This window comes from Streptomyces marinisediminis (assembly GCF_026262575.1).
Classification (GTDB): Bacteria; Actinomycetota; Actinomycetes; order Streptomycetales; family Streptomycetaceae; genus Streptomyces; species Streptomyces marinisediminis.
Genome location: NZ_JAPKFL010000001.1, coordinates 296406 through 313436, shown reverse-complemented (window position 1 = coordinate 313436; position 17031 = coordinate 296406). Strand labels below are relative to the sequence as shown.

Sequence of the window (17031 nt, the reverse complement as noted above, 5' to 3'; positions counted from 1 at the left end):
TGCGGGCGGGCCGCACGCCGCGCGCCGGACGGGCGGCACCGTGGCCGCGGGCGCGACGGAGCCCGGACGTCGCCGCACAGCGACGCGGCCGGCGCGCCGGGGCGGGCGGAGCCCGGTTCGGCTACCGCGGGCCGGTGGCGAGGGGCGCGGTGGCGGTGGTGGCGCCGTAGCCGTCCTCGTACCGGTACTCCGGCTCCTCCTCGTCGAAGCCGCCGGAGAGCCCGATGAGGAGCAGGGTCACGAACAGCGCCGAGAGCACCGTGCCGATGATGCCCAGGACGAGCCCGGCCGTGGCCTGCCCGGAGCCGTGCGCCGCACCGCGGTCGACGCGCTTGCGCGCGGCCACCGCCAGCCCGATCGCGACCGGGCAGCAGACGATGCCGACGAAGCCGCCCCAGATGGTGATCGACAGCGCCGTGCCGACGATGCCCAGCACCATCGCCGCCGTGCAGATGCCGCTGGTGGGCGGGGTCGCGGGCGGCGCCCAGCCCGCTACGGGGTAGCCGCCGTAGCCGTACCGCGGCGGCGCGTACGGATGCGCGGCGTGCGGGTGCGGGTGCGGGGCGTGCGGGTGCGCGGCGTAGGGGTGTCCGTGGCCGTAGCCGCCGACGGGCGGCGCCGGTGCCGGGGGCGGAGGCGGCGGGGAGGGCGCGGGCGGCACCGGCGGCACGGCGGAACCGGCGCCCTTGGTGAGCGAGGGGGACGGCCGGGGCGGGGGCGGAGCGAGGGGAGCGGTCAGGGTGGGCTGCTCGGCGACCGGGGCCGACGGCAGGGCGTCCCCGGGCCCGCGCCCCGGCGGCGCCCACGGGTCCTCGGCCGGCGGCGCCCACGGGTCCGTGCGCCCGGCCGACCCGGGCGCGGAGGGCACCGGACCGTTCCGCGCCTCCCGCGCGCCGTCGCCGTCCGTAGCGTCCTGCGTCATGCCGCCTCCGTTCGCGTGGTTCACCCATCGTAGGTGCCCTGCCCACGGCTCCCTCTACGATGGCGGGCGGTCCGCCAGGGCCGAGGCACACCGGAGGTTTCCCTTGTCAGAACCGACCGATCTGACCGTCCCGCAGGAGCTGTCCGACTTCATCGCCGGACTGCCGAAGGCGGAGCTGCACGTCCACCACGTGGGTTCGGCCTCGCCGCGCATCGTCGCCGAGCTCGCCGCCCGCCACCCGGACGCGAGGGTCCCGGCCGATCAGGAGGCGCTCGCCGAGTTCTTCACCTTCCGCGACTTCGCCCACTTCGTCGAGATCTACCTCTCCGTCGTCGACCTGATCCGCGACGCCGAGGACGTGCGCCTGCTCACCTACGAGGTCGCGCGCGAGATGGCGGGGCAGAGCATCCGGTACGCGGAGCTGACCGTCACGCCGTTCAGCTCCGTCCGGCGCGGCATCCCCGAGCAGGCCTTCATGGAGGCCATCGAGGACGCCCGCAAGGCGGCCGCCGCCGAGCTGGGCGTCACGCTGCGCTGGTGCTTCGACATCCCCGGCGAGGCGGGTCTGGAGGCGGCCGAGGAGACGGCGCGCCTGGCCTGCGACCTGCGCCCCGAGGGCCTGGTCTCCTTCGGTCTGGGCGGCCCGGAGATCGGCGTGCCGCGCCCGCAGTTCAAGCCCTACTTCGACCGCGCCATCGCGGCGGGCCTGCGCAGCGTGCCGCACGCGGGCGAAACGACGGGCCCGGAGACGATCTGGGACGCCCTCACCCACCTGCGCGCCGAGCGCATCGGCCACGGCACCAGCGCCCCGCAGGACCCGCGCCTGCTGGAACACCTCGCCGAGCGGCGCATCCCGCTGGAGGTGTGCCCGACGTCGAACATCGCCACGCGCGCGGTGCCGGTCCTGGACCAGCACCCGGTGCGCGAGATGGTGGACGCCGGGGTGCTCGTGACCATCAACAGCGACGACCCGCCGATGTTCGGCACCGACCTGAACACCGAGTACGCCATCGCCGCGCGCCTGCTGGGCCTCGACGCGGCCGGGCTCGCGGGGCTGGCGAGGAACGGCGTCGAGGCCTCGTTCCTGGAGGCGCCGGCGAAGGCGGCCCTCACCGCGGAGATCGACGCCTACCTCTCGTCCTACCTCGCCTCCCACACGCCGGAGCTGCCCACACCGTAGGGGCACCGCCCACACCGGAGGGACGGCCGACGGCCCGGCGCCCCGCGCCCCTTACGGGCCCGGCCTTCGCCGCCCCGCCCCTCCGCGGCACCGGTCGGCCCGCCCGCGACCCACCGGCCCGGGGCGCCCCGCGCCGCCGGGCGCGGTGCGATGGCCGCCGCCCCGGCCTTGCGGCGCCCGTCGCACCCGTCCCGCGCACCCGCCGGATTGGTCCGCCGCTCGCGGGGAAGGCGGCAGGTCACACCAGGGTGAACGGGTGGACCGGCGGCTCCCGGGCGGGGCGCGACCGGCAGGCTGAGGGGCTGCGGATGCGAAGCGTGGGCGTAGAGGAAGAACTGCTGCTCGTGGACCCGGACACCGGGGAGCCGCAGGACGTCTCCGGAGCCGCGCTCGCCTACGCCGAGGACGACACCCGGCTGGAGAAGGAGTTGCAGCGCGAGCAACTGGAGACCGGGACCCGGCCCCGGACGACCATGGCCGAGCTGGCCGAGGAGGTCCGCAGGTGGCGCGCCGAGGCGGCGCGGCGGGCCGGTCAGGCGGGCGCGGCGGTGGCGGCGCTGGGGACCTCGCCGCTGCGCGTGGAGCCCTCGGTGAGCGCCGGCGAGCGCTACCGGTGGCTGCGCGAGGAGTTCCGCATGACCGCCGAGGAGCAGTTGACGTGCGGCTGCCACGTGCACGTCGGCGTCGCCTCCGAGGCGGAGGGCGTGGCCGTGCTGGACCGGGTGCGGCCGTGGCTGGCGCCGCTCGTGGCGCTCAGCGCCAACTCGCCGTTCTGGCAGGGGCGGGACAGCGGCCACGACAGCTACCGGACGCAGGTGTGGGGGCGGTGGCCCTCCTCGGGCCCCACCCCGCTGTTCGGCGACCCGGAGGCCTACCACGCGACGGTGGCGGCCATGCTGGACACCGGCTCCCTGCTCGACCAGGGCATGGTCTACTTCGACGCCCGGCTCTCCCGGAACTACCCGACCGTGGAGGTGCGGGTGGCGGACGTCTGCCTGGACAGCGCGGACACCGTCCTCCTCGCGGCGCTCGTGCGGGGCCTGGTGGAGACGGCCGCACGGCAGTGGCGCGCGGGCGAGCCGCCGGCGCCCGTGGGGGCCGAGGTGCTGCGGCTGGCGTCCTGGCGGGCGGCCCGCTCGGGGCTGACCGGCACGCTCGTGCACCCGCTGACCCGGCGCGCCGCCCCCGCCGGGACGGTGGTGGCGGCCCTGGTCGACCACGTGGCCGACGCGCTGGCCGACGCCGGGGACCTGGCGCTGGTCAAGGACGGGGTGGGCGCGGTGCTCGGCCGGGGCAACGGCGCGCGGCGCCAGCGCGCGGTCCGCGAGCGCGGCGGCGACCTGCGCGACGTCGTGGCCGACGCGGTCGAGCGCACCCTCGCCTGATCTCCGGCCCCGCGCCCGCCTGGCGGTCGGTGCCACGCACCCCGGCCCCGTCCTCGCCGTAAGGCCGGGAGGACGGGGCCGGGGTGCGCGCCGGTGCGTGCGTCGGGCCGGGCGCGGGAGCACGCCCGGCGCCGGCTCACAGCGCGGTCATCACGTGCTTCACCCGCGTGTAGTCGTCGAAGCCGTACGAGGAGAGGTCCTTGCCGTAGCCGGACTTCTTGAACCCGCCGTGCGGCATCTCCGCCACCAGCGGGATGTGCGTGTTGATCCACACGCAGCCGAAGTCCAGCGCCTTGGACAGCCGCATCGCGCGCCCGTGGTCGGTCGTCCACACCGAGGAGGCCAGGGCGTACTCCACCCCGTTGGCCCACCGCACGGCCTGGTCCTCGTCGCCGAAGCGCTGCACGGTGATGACCGGGCCGAAGACCTCGTTCTGGATGATCTCGTCGTCCTGCCGCAGCCCGGAGACGACGGTGGGGGCGAAGAAGTACCCCTTGTCGCCGACGCGCTCGCCGCCGGCCTCGACCTTGGCGTGCGCCGGGAGGCGGTCGATGAAGCCCTGCACCTTCTCCAGGTGGACGGGGTTGTTCAGCGGGCCGTAGAAGCAGTCCTCGTCGGTGACGTCACCGGTCTTGACCTCGGCGGCCGCCTTGGCGAGCGCGGAGACGAACTCGTCGTGGACGCTGTCGTGCACCAGCACGCGGGTGGCGGCGGTGCAGTCCTGCCCGGCGTTGAAGAAGCCGCCGTCGCGGATGCCCTCGACGGCCGCCGGGATGTCGGCGTCGCCGAAGACGAGGACGGGGGCCTTGCCGCCCAGCTCCAGGTGGACGCGCTTGACGTCCTTGGCGGCGCTGGCCGCCACCTCCATGCCCGCCCGGACCGAGCCGGTGATGGAGGCCATGGCCGGGGTGGGGTGCTCGACCATGCGGCGGCCGGTGTCCCGGTCCCCGCAGACGACGTTGAAGACGCCCTTGGGCAGAATCGAGCCCATGACTTCGGCCAGGAAGACGGCCGACGCGGGGGTGGTGTCCGCGGGCTTGAGTACCACGGTGTTGCCCGCGGCGATGGCCGGGGCGAACTTCCACACCGCCATCATCATGGGGTAGTTCCACGGCGCCACCTGGGCGCAGACGCCGACGGGCTCGCGGCGCACGAAGGACGTCATGCCGTCCATGTACTCGCCCGCCGACTTGCCCTCCAGCATGCGGGCGGCGCCCGCGAAGAACCGGATCTGGTCGAGCATCATCGGCAGTTCCTCGTGCCGGGTCAGCTCCAGCGGCTTGCCGGTGTTCTGGCACTCGACGGCCAGCAGCTCGTCCGCCCGGGCCTCCAGGGCGTCGGCGACCTTCAGCAGCGCGAGCTGCCGGGTGCCGGGGGTGGCGTCGCGCCAGGCCGGGAACGCCGACTCCGCGGCGGCCATGGCCGCGTCGACGTCGGCGGCGGACGAGAGCGCGGCGAGCGCGTACGGCTCGCCGGTCGTCGGGTCGACCACCTCCGTGGTCCGCCCGTCCGCGGCGTCCCGGAACTCGCCGTCGATGTAGTTGCGCAGCCGACGCAGCTCGGTGGTCACGTCAACACCCTCCTGCTCCGTTGTCCGATGGGTGAGATACCCACCCTAACCGGCTCTCTCACGTTTTCAACAGGGCCACTGTGCGCCAACCACGGAATCAGTCGCCACATGGCTGATCCACAACGAAAAACACCGCTGTCGGCTTGCATGACCGCCGAGACCTCGTGCACAGTGATGCTCGTGGCTCGTGATGAGAAGAAACCGAACGGCGGAGTGACGATCGACGCCGTCTCCCTGGCCATCATCGAACAGCTCCAGGAGGACGGCCGGCGGCCGTACGCCGCCATCGGCAAGGCCGTCGGCCTGTCGGAAGCGGCCGTGCGCCAGCGCGTCCAGAAGCTGCAGGACCAGGGCGTCATGCAGATCGTCGCGGTCACCGATCCGCTGACCGTCGGCCTGCTGCGGCAGGCCATGGTGGGCATCAACGTCGAAGGGGACCTCGAGCCGGTGGCCGACGCGCTCGCCGAGCTGGAGGAGGTCGCCTACGTCGTGGTCACGGCGGGCTCCTTCGACCTCATCGTCGAAATCGTCTGCGAGGACGACGAGCACCTGCTCGAGATGATCAACAAGCGGATCCGGACGCTGCCCGGCGTCCGCTCCACCGAGAGCTTCGTCTACCTCAAGCTGCGCAAGCAGACCTACACCTGGGGAACTCGATAACCGTGAGCAAGGACCTCTCCCGTACCGCGTACGACCACCTGTGGATGCACTTCACCCGCATGTCGTCGTACGAGAACGCCCCCGTGCCGACCATCGTGCGCGGTGAGGGCACCTACGTCTACGACGACCAGGGCAAGCAGTACCTCGACGGGCTCGCCGGGCTGTTCGTCGTCCAGGCCGGGCACGGCCGCACCGAGCTGGCCGAGGCCGCCGCGAAGCAGGCGGCCGAGCTCGCCTTCTTCCCCGTGTGGTCCTACGCCCACCCCAGGGCCGTCGAACTCGCCGAGCGGCTCGCCCACCACGCCCCGGGCGATCTGAACAAGGTGTTCTTCACCACCGGCGGCGGCGAGGCGGTGGAGACCGCCTGGAAGCTGGCCAAGCAGTACCACAAGCTCACCGGCAACCCCACCAAGTACAAGGTGATCTCCCGCGCCGTCGCCTACCACGGCACCCCGCAGGGCGCGCTGTCCATCACCGGCCTGCCGGCCCTCAAGGCCCCCTTCGAGCCGCTGGTGCCCGGCGCGTACAAGGTGCCCAACACCAACATCTACCGCGCCCCGATCCACGGCGACGACCCGGAGGCCTTCGGCCGCTGGGCCGCCGACCAGATCGAGCAGCAGATCCTCTTCGAGGGCCCGGAGACGGTCGCCGCCGTCTTCCTGGAGCCGGTGCAGAACGCCGGCGGCTGCTTCCCACCGCCGCCCGGCTACTTCCAGCGCGTGCGCGAGATCTGCGACCAGTACGGCGTGCTGCTCGTCTCCGACGAGGTCATCTGCGCCTTCGGACGGCTGGGCACGCTCTTCGCGTGCGACAAGTTCGGCTACGTGCCCGACATCATCACCTGCGCCAAGGGCATGACCTCGGGCTACTCCCCCATCGGCGCGGCGATCGTCTCCGACCGCCTGGCCGAGCCCTTCTACCGGGGCGACAACACCTTCCTGCACGGCTACACCTTCGGCGGCCACCCGGTCTCGGCGGCGGTGGCCCTGGCCAACCTCGACATCTTCGAGCGCGAGGGACTCAACCAGCACGTGCTGGACCACGAGGACGCCTTCCGCGCCACCCTGAGCAAGCTGCTCGACCTGCCGATCGTCGGCGACGTGCGCGGCAACGGCTTCTTCTACGGCATCGAGCTGGTGAAGGACAAGGCCACCAAGGAGTCCTTCGACGACGAGGAGACCGAGCGCGTCCTGTACGGCTATCTCTCCAAGGCGCTCTACGACAACGGCCTGTACTGCCGTGCCGACGACCGCGGTGACCCGGTCGTGCAGCTCGCACCGCCGCTGATCTCCGACCAGAGCACGTTCGACGAGATCGAGCAGAAGCTGCGCACCGTGCTCACCGAGGCGTGGACCAAGCTCTGACCCCACCCCGCCCCGCGCCCTTCGCGCCCCGCCCCCGGCCCCGGCCGCCGGGGTGCGGGGCCGGCCGGCGGGCCGGGGACGCCCTCGCCGCCGGGCCCCGGCCGACCGACGCCCGGACGCACCGGGCTCCCCGGGCCCCGCGCCGGGCGCCGGCCCACCGCCCCGTGCCCCCGCCACCGTGCGGTGCCGTGCGGTGGCGTGCGGTGCGGGAGGCCACCGCGCGCCGCTGCGGCCCTCACCCTGCTGCTCGTCGCCCCGGCCGTGACGGCGGTGGCGTGCGCGCTGGCCCCGCGCCGCGCAGCCGACCGCCGCGCCGCCCCGGCCCCGCCCGACGCGCCGGAGCCCACCGGGCCCCCCGTGCCCGCCGGTCTGTCCAACGGGGCCGCGCTCGTGGGCCTGGGCCTCGCGCTGGAGACGTACGCGGCCGGGGCCGCCGGGGCTCCGGTCCCGCTGCCCGGCGCCGGGGCGGACCCGGGCGCCGGGGTCTTCGCCGGGTGGCCGCTCACCGCCCTCGGACTGGTGCTGGCCGGGCCCGGGCTCACCCGGCTCGCCGGGCGGGCGCTCACGGCGTTCCGGCCCGGCGCGGTGCGGCTGCTGGCCGGGCGCGTGCTCCAGGAGAAGGCCGCGCACCTCGCCCCGCCTCTGGGCGTGCTGTGCGCCACCGTCTGCGGCCTCATCGCCGCGCTCACCCTCTACGGCCCCGACCGCCCGTTCGGGCCGCTGACCGTGCTCGGCGGCGGCATCGTGCTGGCGTGCGCGGTGACCGGGGTGCTGACGGCGGTGGCCGGCGCCCGCTCCGCGCTGGCCCCCACCCGGCAGGCGCTCGCCCAGCCGGGCGCGGCCGTCGCCGTGCTGGCGCCGGTGACCTGGGGCGTGGCCGTGCTGGCCGCCCTGCCGCTGGCGCGCTGAGCGCGGCGGCCGACCGGACGGGCCAGGCGGGCGACCGGGCGTGTCAGGCGGGCGGCAGCCGGACGACGTCGGCCGCGTCGAAGCCGACCGCCACCCGCTCGCCCACCTCGGGGGCCGAACGCAGCGGGCAGGCGGCCTCGGCCCGGGGTCCGCGCGCCATGTCCAAAAGCACCACCACGTGGTCGCCGCGGAACGTGCGGGCCGCCACCGTGCCGGTGAGCCCGCCGCCGTCGGCGTCCCGCGGCTCACCCAGCCGCACCCCGGCCGGGCGCACCAGCACCGAGCACGGTCCCGGCGGCGTGCCCGGGGGCAGCGGCACCGGACCCCACGGGGTGTCGGCGGCCGCGCCCCGCGCGGTGCCGGGCACCACGTTGTCGAAGCCGAGGAACCGGGCGACGAACGGGGAGGCGGGGCGCTCCCAGACCTGCACCGGGGTGCCGCTCTGCGCGATGCGCCCCTCGGCCATGATGACGACCCGGTCGGCCAGCGCGAACGCCTCGCTGTGGTCGTGCGTGACGGCCAGCACCGTGGTGCCCAGCCGGTCGAAGAGCTGGCGCAGCTCCACCACCAGGCGCTCGCGCAGGCCCCGGTCGAGCTGGCCCAGCGGCTCGTCCAGCATCAGCAGGCCCGGCTCCGGCGCCAGCGCGCGGGCCAGCGCGACGCGCTGCTGCTCGCCGCCGGAGAGCGAGGCCACCGCGCGCCGCCCAGCGCCGGGCAGCCCGACCAGCTCCAGCAGCTCCGTCACCCGCTCCCGGGCCGCCGCCTTCCCGACCCCGCGCACGCGCAGCCCGAAGGCGACGTTCCCGGCCACGTCGCGCTGGGGGAAGAGCTGGTGGTCCTGGAACATCAGCCCCACCCCGCGCCGGTGCGCCGGCACCCGTGCCACGTCGCGCCCGGCCAGCAGCACCCGGCCCGCGTCGACCGGCCGCAGCCCGGCCACCGCGCGCAGCAGCGTGGACTTGCCGCTGCCGCTGGGGCCGAGCACGCACACCGTCTCGCCTTCGGCCACCGCCAGGTCGACGCCGTCGAGCGCGGTGTGGCCGCCGAAGCGCACGGTCAGGCCGGTCACGTCCAGGGACGCCATCTAGAACTCCCCCGCGCGGTGGGTGCGGACGCACTCCAGGGCCAGCAGGCTGGCGGCGCACACCAGCATCAGGATCGTGCTGAGCGCCATCGCCTGACCGTAGTTCAGCTCCCCGGCCCGGCCGAGGAACTGGGTGACGGCGACCGGCAGGGTGGGCTCGTCGCCGCGCGCGATGAAGACGGTCGCGCCGAACTCGCCCAGCGAGACGGCGAACGCGAACCCCGCGGCCACGGCCAGCGCCCGGCGCACCATCGGCAGGTCCACCTCGCGCCAGGCCCGCAGCGGCGAGGCGCCGAGCACCGCGGCGGCCTCCCGCAGCCGCTCGTCCACCGCGCGCAGCACCGGCAGCATCGTGCGGACGACGAACGGCACGCCCACCAGCGCCTGCGCGAGCGGCACGAGCAGCCAGGCCGAGCGCAGGTCCAGCGGCGGCTCGTCCAGCGCGATGAGGAACCCGAACCCGACGGTGACCGCCGAGGTGCCCAGCGGGAGCATCAGCAGCGCGTCGAAGCCACGCACCAGCCGCCCGGCGCGCCGGGTGAGCGCGGCGGCCGCCAGCCCCCCGACGACGACGGCGATCAGTGTGGCCACGGCGGCGTACCGCAGGGACGTGCCGACGGCCGCGAGCGGGGCGACGGCGAAGCCGGAGGCCGCGTCCGGCGCGGCGGCCAGCGCCCGGTAGAAGTCCAGACCGTAGCCGTCCGGACCGGCCAGCGAGCGTTCGACGAGGACCGCCAGCGGCAGCAGGAGCAGCCCGGCGATGAGCACGAGCTGCGAGCCCAGCAGCGTCCACTGGGCGGCGCCGCGCGGCCGGCGCGCGGTGCGCCCGGCGTCCACCAGCCGCAGCGCGCCCTCGCGGCGGCGCACCGTCCGGGCGTGCACGGCCAGCAGCGCGGTGACGGCGGCGAACTGCAGGCAGGTCAGGACGGCGGCGGTGGGCAGGTCGAGGAAGTGGGCGGTCTGCCGGTAGATCTCCACCTCCAGCGTGACGTACCGGGCGCCGCCGAGCACCTCGATGACGCCGAAGGAGGTGAAGGTGAACAGGAAGACCATGAGCGCGGCGGCGGCGACCGCGGGCGCCAGCGCGGGCAGGGTCACCCGTCGCCAGGCGGCCAGCCGGGAGGCGCCGAGCATGCGCGCGGCCTCCTCCTGGCCCGGGTCGAGCTGCCCCCACAGGCCGCCCACGGTGCGCACGACCACGGCGTAGTTGAAGAAGACGTGGGCGAGCAGGATCGCCCACAGGGAGGTGTCCAGCCGCACCCCCCAGGCCTCGTCCAGCAGCCCGTCGCGCCCGAGGAGCGCGAGGAAGGCGGAGCCGACGACGACGGTCGGCAGCACGAACGGCACGGTCACCACCGCGCGCAGGAGCCGCTTGCCGGGGAAGTCGAAGCGGGCGAAGACGTAGGCGCCGGGCAGGGCGAGCGCCAGCGTCAGCGCGGTGGACGCGGCCGCCTGGCCGACGGTGAAGCCCACGACCTGGGCCGTCACCGGGTCGGTGAGCACCTCGCGGGCGTGGCCGAGGTCCCACTGCCCGTCCGGGCGCAGGCCCCGCGCGACGATGGCGGCCACCGGGTAGCCGAAGAAGAGGGCGAAGAACGCCACGGGGACGGCCATCAGCGCCGGTCGCACCGCGCGCCCCCGCGCCCGGCCCGGCACGGCGGGGCGGCGGCCGGGGCGGCGGCCGCCGGGTCCCGCGGGCCCCGGTCCGCCGGGCCCGTCGGCCGGCGCCCGCCGCGCGGCCGGCCGGTGTGGCGTCCACCGGCGGGCGGCCGTCCGGCGCCCGGCCGCGCGCCCTCCGGCGGACCGCGGTGCGGCGCGCCGCGTCAGCGCATCAGCGATGACCACTGCTCGATCCACCGCTCCCGGTGCGCGTCGATCTTCTCGGGCGCCACGCGGTGCGGCTCGGGCACCTCGGCGCCGTACCGGGTGAAGACCTCCGGCAGTTCGGCGTCCTCGCGCACCGGGCGGACGAACATGTTCAGCGGGATGTCCTCCTGGAAGGCGGGGCTGAGCATGAAGTCCAGCAGCGCCTTGCCGCCCTCGGGGTTGGCCGCGCCGTCCAGCAGCCCGGCGAACTCGGTCTGCTGGAAGCAGGTGCCGGTGGCGACGCCGGTCGGCGCCTGCCCGGGGTTGTCCTCGGTGCCGTAGTACACCTCGGCCGGCGGGCTGGAGGCGTAGGAGACGACCAGCGGGCGGTCGCCGTCCCGGCCGGCGGCGGAGGCGCTGAAGTGGTCGTTGTACGCCTGTTCCCAGCCCTCGGTGCGCAGGACGCCGTTGGCCTTGAGGTCCTCCCAGTAGTCGCGCCAGCCGGCCTCGCCGAAGGCGCCGACGGTCGCCAGGAGGAAGGCCAGGCCCGGCGAGGAGGTGGCGGGGTTCTGCACGACGAGCAGGTCCTTGTACGCCGGGTCGGTGAGGTCGCGCAGGGTCTGCGGCGGCTCGACGCCCCGGTCCGCGAAGTAGGCGCGGTCGTAGTTGACGCACACCTCGCCGGTGTCGATCGGCGTCACCCGGTGCTGCTCGGGGTCCAGGCGCACCTCCTGGGGCACCCGGTCCAGGCCCTCGGCCCGGTGGGGCGTGAAGACGTCGGCCTCCAGCGCCTTGGAGAGCATGGTGTTGTCGACGCCGAAGAGGACGTCGCCCTCGGGGTTGCCCGCGCTGAGGATGGCCTTGTTGACCGCCACGCCGGCGTCACCGCTCTTGATCAGCCGGACCTCGTAGCCGGTCTCCTCGGTGAACCGGTCCAGCACGTCGTCCGACACCAGGAAGGACTCGTGCGTCACCAGGGTGACCGTCCGGTCCCCGTCCGCCGAGCCGCCGTCGCCGGAGCCGCCGCAGCCCGCCAGCAGGGCGGTGCCGACCGCGGCGGCCAGGACGCCGCGGTAAGTGGTGCGCTTCATGTGCCGCCTTCGGATACGGGCGCAAGGCAGCACGAGAGCGGACTTCCGAACTTCCTACCCGGCATGACCCGGGCGAGGTTCGAGGGTCTGCGGTCCCCTGCCGTGCGAGGCGGGTACCGCACTCTCAGCGCTGCGCGCTCCCCTGTCGGATGATTATTCGTATGTTCGGACGATACCAGGGCCGACGTGCGGCCCCGCGGCCTCCCCCGGACGGGCCCGCCGCCCGACCACCGCCGGCTGGCGCACCCGCCCTACCGCCCGCCTACCGCTCGCTACCGCCGCCTACCGCTCGCCCGCGGCGAGCTGGCCGCACGCGCCGTCGATCTCCTGGCCCCGGGTGTCGCGCACCGTGACCGGCACCCCGTGCAGCTCCAGCGCGCGGACGAACTCCCGCTCGTCCTCGGGCCGCGACGCGGTCCACTTCGAACCCGGGGTGGGGTTGAGCGGGATGAGGTTGACGTGCACCCGCTTGTTCTTGAGCAGCCGGCCCAGCAGATCGGCGCGCCACGCCTGGTCGTTGATGTCCCGGATCAGCGCGTACTCGATGGACACCCGGCGCCCGGAGGCCGCCGCGTACTCCCACGCCGCGTCCAGCACCTCGCGCACCTTCCAGCGGGTGTTGACCGGCACGAGGGTGTCACGCAGCTCGTCGTCGGGGGCGTGCAGGGAGACCGCCAGGCGGCACTTGAACCCCTCGCCCGCGAGCCGGTGGATCGCCGGCACCAGCCCCACCGTGGAGACGGTGATGCCGCGCTGGCTGAGCCCGAGCCCGTCCGGGGCCGGGTCCGTCAGCCGCCGGATCGCGCCGACGACGCGCTGGTAGTTGGCCAGCGGCTCACCCATGCCCATGAAGACGATGTTGGACAGCCGCGCCGGACCGCCGGGCACCTCACCGTCCCGCAGCGCCCGCATGCCGTCCACGATCTGGTGCACGATCTCCGCGGTGGACAGGTTGCGGTCGAGCCCCGCCTGGCCGGTGGCGCAGAACGGGCAGTTCATACCGCACCCCGCCTGCGAGGAGATGCACATGGTGACGCGGTCGGGGTAGCGCATCAGCACCGACTCCACCAGCGTCCCGTCGTGCAGCCGCCACAGCGTCTTGCGCGTCGCCCCGTCGTCGCAGGCGATGTGGCGCACGACGCTCATCAGGTCCGGCAGCAGCTCGGCCGCGAGCTTCTCGCGGGCGGTGGCGGGGATGTCCGTCCACTCGGCGGGGTCGTGCGCGAACCGGCCGAAGTAGTGCTGCGAGAGCTGCTTCGCCCGGAACGGCTTCTCCCCGATCCCGGCCACCGCCTCCTTGCGCTGGGCGGGATCGAGATCGGCGAGGTGCCGCGGCGGCCTCTTGGCCCCCCGCGGCGCGACAAAGGTCAGTTCTCCAGGCGCAGGCATAACCTCACCAGTGTCGCAGATGCGCGGTGCGTTCCGTGCCGGGCGGCCGGGGGGGCGTCGGAGCGGGCCGTGCCGGAGGCGGAGGTCAGCTCGCGCCGACGAACAGGACCAGCAGGAGCCAGACGACCGGTGCCGTGGGCAGCAGGGAGTCGAGGCGGTCCATGATGCCGCCGTGACCGGGCAGGAGGCGGCCCATGTCCTTGATCCCCAGATCCCGCTTGATCATGGACTCGCCCAGATCCCCGAGGGTGGCGCTGGCGGCGACGGCCAGGCCCAGCACCAGGCCCTGCCACCACACGCCGCCGTCGATGAGGAAGTGCGTGCACAGCGCGCCGGCCGCCATGGCGAAGCCGACGGCGCCCACCAGGCCCTCGCGGGTCTTCCCCGGGCTGATGCGCGGCGCGAGCTTGCGCCTGCCGAAGCGGTAGCCCACGGCGTAGGCGCCGGTGTCGCTGACCACGGTCAGCAGCAGGAACGTCAGCACGCGCAGCGAGCCGTCGTCGGCCGCGAGCATCAGCGCGACGAAGGTGGCCAGGAAGGGGACGTAGAAGGCGGCGAAGACCCCGGCCGTGACGTCCCTGAGGTAGTCGTGCGGGGACTGCGCCATCCGCCACAGCAGGACGCCGAGGCAGGTCAGCGCCATCACCGTCCACGCGGCCTCCGCGCCCCGCAGGTATCCGGCCACGACCATCACCGCGCCGCCCGCGGCCAGCGGCACCAGCGGCGCGCGGACGCCCCGGCGCTCCCGCAGGCGCGTGGTCAGCTCCCACAGGCCCACCACGACCGCCGCCACGATGACGGCGACGAAGACGTCCTTGACCCAGAACAGGGAGGCGAGGATGACGGCACCGAGGCCGACACCGACCGCTATCGCCGCGCCCAGGTCTCGCCCGCCCCGCTTCGCGCGCCCCGGCGGCGAAGCGGGCACGGGACTGGCGGGCGCGGCGCCCGGGCCCGGGTCTCCGGGTGGCAGGGGCGCGCCGCCGTGCTGCCGACCCTCCGGCCGCGGGCCGAAGCGGTCGCCGTGCTCCTCCTGGTCGCCGCCGTCGGCGTCGGACGCGATGGGCATAGGCCGAGTCTGCGCCGTGTCGCGGACCTCGTGTGCGGGACCCGCCGACGGGCGGGGTGCCGGACCGGGCCGAAAGGCGTATCCGGTCGGCGAGGACGCCGGCGGGGAGGCACCCGCGGCGCCCCAGGGTGAGTCGTTCACTGGAATTCGCAGCCCTAACCGTGAAGACGCCGTCAGACCTTGAGCAGCTCGGCTTCCTTGTGCTTGAGCAGCTCGTCGACCTGGGCGACGTACTTCGAGGTGGTCTCGTCGAGGTCCTTCTCGCCGCGGCGCCCCTCGTCCTCGCCGATGTCCCCGTCCTTGACCGCCTTGTCGATGGCCTCCTTCGCCTTGCGGCGCGAGCTGCGGATGGCGACCTTCGCGTCCTCGGCCTTGGCCTTGGCGACCTTGATGTACTGCTTGCGCCGGTCCTCGGTCAGCTCCGGGAAGACCACCCGGATGATGCTGCCGTCGTTCGACGGGTTGACGCCCAGGTCGGAGTCGCGGATGGCCTGCTCGATGTTGCGCAGGGCGCCCTTGTCGAACGGCGTCACGACCGCCATGCGCGGCTCGGGGACCGAGAAGGACGCCAACTGGTTGATCGGCGTCATGGCCCCGTAGTAGTCGGCCACGATCTTGTTGAACATCGCCGGGTGCGCACGGCCGGTGCGGATCGCGGCGAAGTCCTCCTTGGCGACCACGACCGTCTTCTCCATCTTCTCCTCGGCTTCGAGGAGGGTCTCTTCGATCACCACGTGCTCCTGGTTCGATGAATTGAGCGGGAATGAGCGTTGTTCACCTGGACGACGCCGGGAGGCGCCTGCCTCAGCCGCGGTTGCTCTGGCTGCTGACCAGCGTGCCGATCTTCTCACCCTGGACGGCCCGCGCGATATTCCCCTCGGCGAGCAGTTCGAAGACGAGGATGGGCAGCTTGTTGTCCCGGCACAGGGTGATGGCGGTCATGTCGGCGACCTTCAGGTCGCGGGTGATGACCTCGTCGTAGGTCAACGCGTCGAACTTCACCGCGTCACGGTTCTTGGCCGGGTCGGAGTCGTAGACGCCGTCGACGCCGTTCTTCCCCATCAGCATGGCCTCGGCGTGAATCTCCAGGGCCCGCTGCGCCGCGGTGGTGTCGGTGGAGAAGTACGGCATGCCCATGCCCGCGCCGAAGATGACGACGCGGCCCTTCTCCAGGTGGCGGATGGCGCGCAGCGGGATGTACGGCTCGGCGACCTGGCCCATGGTGATCGCCGTCTGCACGCGCGAGTCGATGCCCTCCTTCTCCAGGAAGTCCTGGAGGGCGAGGCAGTTCATGACGGTGCCGAGCATGCCCATGTAGTCGGAACGGGCCCGGTCCATCCCGCGCTGCTGGAGCTCGGCACCGCGGAAGAAGTTCCCACCGCCGATGACGACGGCGATCTGCGCACCGTCCCGGACGACGGAGGCGATCTCACGGGCGATCTTGTGCACGATGTCGGGATCGACGCCGAGGCCGCCACCACCCGAGAAGGCCTCACCGGAGAGCTTCAGCAGAAAACGGCGGGGAACGTCTGGGTCGGTTTCGGTCCTGCTCATGAAGATCTCCTCGTGCACGTACGGCTCTACACCAGGAGGCCATTGCCCGGAACGGCGGTTCCCCGTGGCAATGGCCTCCTCGGCGCGGCTCGGCTTTGCTGCCGTGTGCCCGACCCTATCCGGGGGCGGGCCCTGGGGCCCGCCCCGAAGAGGACGCGCCCTGACGTGGCTCAGGCGCCGACGCGGAACCGGGCGAAGCGCTGCACCGTGACGCCGGCCTCGTCCAGCACCTTCTGGACCGACTTCTTGTTGTCCTTCGCGAACGGCTGGTCCAGGAGGCAGTTCTCCTTGAAGAAGCCGTTCACCCGGCCCTCGACGATCTTCGGCAGGGCGGCCTCCGGCTTGCCCTCCTCCTTCGCGGTGGCCTCGGCGACGCGGCGCTCGTTCTCCACCGTCTCGGCCGGGACGTCCTCACGGGAGAGGAACTTCGGCGCGAAGGCGGCGACGTGCTGCGCGACGTCCTTGGCGACCTCGGCGTTCTCCTGGTCGAGCTGCACGAGCACGCCCACCTGCGGCGGCAGGTCCGGGTTGGTGCGGTGCAGGTAGGTGGCGACGAAGCCGCCGGAGAACTGCGCGAAGCGGTCCAGGACGATCTTCTCGCCCAGCTCGGCGTTCTTCTCGTCCACGTACGCCTGGACGGTCTTGCCGCTCTCGATCTCCGAGGCCAGCAGCGCGGCGGTGTCGGCCGGGGAGGTGGCGGCGATGTGCTCGGCGACGGCGGTGACGGCGGCCTGGAACTTGTCACCCTTGGCGACGAAGTCCGTCTCGCACTTCAGCTCGACCAGCACGCCGGAGGCCTTGTCGTCGGCGATGAGCGCCGTGACCGCGCCGTTCTCGGCGGTGCGGGACTCGCGCTTGGCGACACCCTTCTGGCCCTTGACGCGCAGGATCTCCACGGCCTTGTCGACGTTGCCCTCGGCCTCGTCGAGCGCCTTCTTGCAGTCCATCATGCCGGCGCCGGTGAGCTCCCGGAGCTTCTTGACGTCGGCGGCGGTGTAGTTCGCCATGGGGTGAATCTCTTCCCGGAATGTCGATGAGGTGGTGTCGA

General features: G+C 73.9%; 15 protein-coding genes. 5 read left to right on the top strand and 10 right to left on the bottom strand.

Going from position 1 to position 17031, the window contains the following annotated elements:
• Window positions 1-121: 121 nt before the first annotated feature.
• Window positions 122-922, bottom strand: a complete 801-nt coding sequence (locus OSB71_RS01395; RefSeq protein WP_265943214.1) for a DUF4190 domain-containing protein — start codon at window positions 920-922, stop codon at window positions 122-124.
• Between OSB71_RS01395 and OSB71_RS01390 the strand changes: the two genes are divergently transcribed.
• A complete protein-coding gene (locus OSB71_RS01390; RefSeq protein ID WP_416237171.1) occupies window positions 921-2102 on the top strand; it encodes an adenosine deaminase in 1182 nt (393 codons plus the stop codon). The two genes, OSB71_RS01395 and OSB71_RS01390, sit on opposite strands and share 2 nt — an antisense overlap.
• Window positions 2103-2410: 308 nt before the next feature.
• A complete protein-coding gene (locus OSB71_RS01385; protein WP_265943210.1) occupies window positions 2411-3487 on the top strand; it encodes a glutamate--cysteine ligase in 1077 nt (358 codons plus the stop codon).
• A 136-nt stretch (window positions 3488-3623) separates the two neighbouring features.
• On the opposite strand, the gene OSB71_RS01380 is transcribed toward OSB71_RS01385, so the two are convergent.
• Complete coding sequence (locus OSB71_RS01380; RefSeq protein WP_265943208.1) at window positions 3624-5057, bottom strand: gamma-aminobutyraldehyde dehydrogenase; 1434 nt, start codon at window positions 5055-5057, stop codon at window positions 3624-3626.
• 174 nt (window positions 5058-5231) lie between these two features.
• Between OSB71_RS01380 and OSB71_RS01375 the strand changes: the two genes are divergently transcribed.
• From OSB71_RS01375 to OSB71_RS01365, 3 genes are all read left to right on the top strand, one after another.
• A complete protein-coding gene (locus tag OSB71_RS01375) occupies window positions 5232-5717 on the top strand; it encodes an Lrp/AsnC family transcriptional regulator (RefSeq protein ID WP_265943360.1) in 486 nt (161 codons plus the stop codon).
• Complete coding sequence (locus tag OSB71_RS01370) at window positions 5702-7081, top strand: aspartate aminotransferase family protein (protein ID WP_265943359.1); 1380 nt, start codon at window positions 5702-5704, stop codon at window positions 7079-7081. The genes OSB71_RS01375 and OSB71_RS01370 overlap by 16 nt, the downstream gene beginning before the upstream one ends.
• Before the next feature lie 198 nt (window positions 7082-7279).
• Entirely contained in the window at window positions 7280-7990 is a 711-nt protein-coding gene (locus OSB71_RS01365; RefSeq protein ID WP_265943206.1) for a hypothetical protein, read from the top strand.
• A gap of 43 nt (window positions 7991-8033) precedes the next feature.
• Here OSB71_RS01365 and OSB71_RS01360 read toward each other — a convergent pair whose 3' ends face one another.
• The 8 genes from OSB71_RS01360 to tsf form a co-directional block, all read right to left on the bottom strand.
• Complete coding sequence (locus tag OSB71_RS01360; RefSeq protein WP_265943203.1) at window positions 8034-9074, bottom strand: ABC transporter ATP-binding protein; 1041 nt, start codon at window positions 9072-9074, stop codon at window positions 8034-8036.
• Complete coding sequence (locus OSB71_RS01355) at window positions 9075-10688, bottom strand: ABC transporter permease (RefSeq protein ID WP_265943201.1); 1614 nt, start codon at window positions 10686-10688, stop codon at window positions 9075-9077. It abuts the gene before it with no gap.
• A gap of 209 nt (window positions 10689-10897) precedes the next feature.
• Window positions 10898-11971 carry a thiamine ABC transporter substrate-binding protein gene (locus tag OSB71_RS01350; protein ID WP_265943199.1) on the bottom strand — a complete coding sequence of 358 codons (1074 nt, stop codon included), beginning with the start codon at window positions 11969-11971 and terminating at the stop codon, window positions 10898-10900.
• Between the two features lie 282 nt (window positions 11972-12253).
• The gene (gene rlmN / locus OSB71_RS01345) at window positions 12254-13360 is read right to left on the bottom strand and encodes a dual-specificity RNA methyltransferase RlmN (protein ID WP_265943197.1); all 1107 of its coding nucleotides are present in this window, start codon (window positions 13358-13360) and stop codon (window positions 12254-12256) included.
• Between the two features lie 85 nt (window positions 13361-13445).
• Window positions 13446-14570 carry a phosphatidate cytidylyltransferase gene (locus tag OSB71_RS01340; RefSeq protein ID WP_416237170.1) on the bottom strand — a complete coding sequence of 375 codons (1125 nt, stop codon included), beginning with the start codon at window positions 14568-14570 and terminating at the stop codon, window positions 13446-13448.
• A gap of 32 nt (window positions 14571-14602) precedes the next feature.
• Window positions 14603-15160, bottom strand: a complete 558-nt coding sequence (gene frr, locus OSB71_RS01335) for a ribosome recycling factor (RefSeq protein WP_265943195.1) — start codon at window positions 15158-15160, stop codon at window positions 14603-14605.
• A gap of 73 nt (window positions 15161-15233) precedes the next feature.
• Window positions 15234-15983 (bottom strand): UMP kinase, encoded by a 750-nt coding sequence (pyrH, locus tag OSB71_RS01330; RefSeq protein WP_265943194.1) that lies wholly within the window; start codon window positions 15981-15983, stop codon window positions 15234-15236.
• Between the two features lie 170 nt (window positions 15984-16153).
• Window positions 16154-16990, bottom strand: a complete 837-nt coding sequence (tsf, locus tag OSB71_RS01325) for a translation elongation factor Ts (RefSeq protein WP_265943192.1) — start codon at window positions 16988-16990, stop codon at window positions 16154-16156.
• Window positions 16991-17031: the final 41 nt, after the last annotated feature.